Raw genomic sequence first — 2113 nt, 5'->3', positions numbered from 1 at the left:
TTTTTTGCTAACTGCTAACTGCTAACTGCTAACTGCTAACTGCTAACTGCTAACTGCTAACTGCTAACTGCTAACTGCTAACTGCTAACTGCTAATTTGTTTTTAAACGTGTTCAATTCCTTAATATTTTTCAATCCAGGTTCTATTTCAAATTTACTGTTCACGTCTAATGCGTAACAATATTTTGAAGCTGAACTTTTTTTGAATTCTTTTATTTTTTCAATAGCATCTATCCCAATTCCTCCACTTAAAAAATAGGGTTTAGTTGAAGGGTAGTTTTTAAGTACATTCCAATTGAATGTGTAACCATTGCCTCCTGGTAATTTGCCTTTAGTATCGAATAAAAAGTAATCGCAAGCTTTTTCGTAAGGTTGAAGAACATCAAAATTAAATTCATCTTTAATACTGAATACTTTAATCACTTCTACATGACATATTTCTTTACAATATTCTGGTGATTCATTTCCATGAAGTTGAACGGCTTGCAAATTAAATGTCTTAATTGTTTCGTTTACAATTTCTATTGTTTCATCTACAAAAACTCCAACCTTTTTTATTGATTTTGGTATTTCTGGTATTGTTGATTCAAAATATCTCGCAGATTTATCGTAGAAAATAAAGCCCAAATAGTCTGGCTGCAGTTTTGCAACAGCTTCTATATTATCTTTATATTTCATTCCGCAGATTTTTAGTTTCATCATATTCTCGCGAAAGCGGGAATCTCTTCACGCATTCTTTTTTTAAGATTTATTCCAAGATTGACAGGAATATTTTTAATTATTGGTTTATTATATCTGTTCATTTTGTCTTGAAACAAAACGAACCAAAAATTCAAAACGATTTATAAGGAAATTGCTAAAGCACCATTCGCTATCGAAGCTGCATGCTTGAAGCTTCGCTTCGCAGTTCCGCTTCTTCTCTCATTATTTCTAAAAATCGTTGTTTTCGACTAGGTCGAAATTTGGGACATTAGTATTTATTATAGGTTGTTTTAAATTCTAACTTATTATTCATTTAATTTATTAATAAAACTTTTAGCACTCTCGCCAGGATTATCCGTTTTCATAAAGTTTTCACCTATTAAAAATCCTTTGTATCCAAATGGTTGTAATTCTTTAATCGCTTCAATTGAACTGATGCCACTTTCCGATACTTTTACAAAATCATTAGGAATAAGTTGACTCAATTGTTTTGAAGTTTCTAAACTGACTTCAAAAGTTTTTAAATTTCTGTTGTTTACACCTAACATATCTAATGAAGGCATAATGGATTTTTGTAATTCTTCTTCGTTGTGTACTTCTAATAAAACATCGAGGTTAAAGCTTTTTGCTAATTCGGAAAATCGTTTTATTTCTTCTCTAGTTAATATGGCTGCAATTAGTAAAATCACATCTGCGCCATAAGCTTTAGCTTCTAAGATTTGATATTCATCTATTATAAATTCTTTTCTTAAAAGCGGTAAGTTAGAACTTGCTCTTGCTATTAATAAATCGTCAATAGCTCCTCCAAAATATTTTACATCTGTTAAAACAGACATGCCACAAACTCCTGCGTTTTCATAACCGCTAGCCACATCTTGAACATTTAAATCTTGATTAATTACGGATTTTGATGGTGAGCGTCTTTTGTGCTCTGCTATAATTCCAGAGGTGCTTACTCTTAAGTTTTGAGCTAGAGAGTTTGTAATACGCTCAAATAAAACAGATTGCTCTAATTGACGCACCGGAATTAAAGATTTACGTAAATCAACTTCTTTACGTTTGTCTATTACTATTTTGTCTAATATATTCATACTCGTGCCTGCAAAAGCAGGTGTTTTTTATTTATATGTTCATTTTGTCTTGATACAAAACGAACCAAAAAATCACAATCAAAATTAGGAAATTGCTAAAGCAACATTCTCTTTCAGAACTTCGTGCTTAAGGCTTCGCCTTGCATCTTCGTTCTTTCGTTCATTATTTCTGAATTTTGATGTTTTCCGACTATGTCGAAATTTGGGACATTCATATTTACTAAATCTTGTTTTTATCCCAATTTGTTTTTCATTTTTTGCTAACTGCTAACTGCTAACTGCTAACTGCTAACTGCTAACTGCTAACTGCTAACTGCTAAC

Annotated in this window: 2 protein-coding genes; both read right to left on the bottom strand. The window is 31.6% G+C overall.

Annotated elements, in window-relative coordinates:
- Positions 1-77 precede the first annotated feature (77 nt).
- A complete protein-coding gene (locus DFQ10_RS18405) occupies positions 78-698 on the bottom strand; it encodes a phosphoribosylanthranilate isomerase (protein WP_115818916.1) in 621 nt (206 codons plus the stop codon).
- A gap of 308 nt (positions 699-1006) precedes the next feature.
- The gene (trpC, locus tag DFQ10_RS18400) at positions 1007-1792 is read right to left on the bottom strand and encodes an indole-3-glycerol phosphate synthase TrpC (protein ID WP_115818915.1); all 786 of its coding nucleotides are present in this window, start codon (positions 1790-1792) and stop codon (positions 1007-1009) included.
- Positions 1793-2113: the final 321 nt, after the last annotated feature.

The organism is Winogradskyella eximia (assembly GCF_003386165.1).
Classification (GTDB): Bacteria; Bacteroidota; Bacteroidia; order Flavobacteriales; family Flavobacteriaceae; genus Winogradskyella; species Winogradskyella eximia.
The sequence above is the reverse complement of the archived record's forward strand: the minus strand, read 5'-3'. Positions and strand labels throughout refer to the sequence as shown.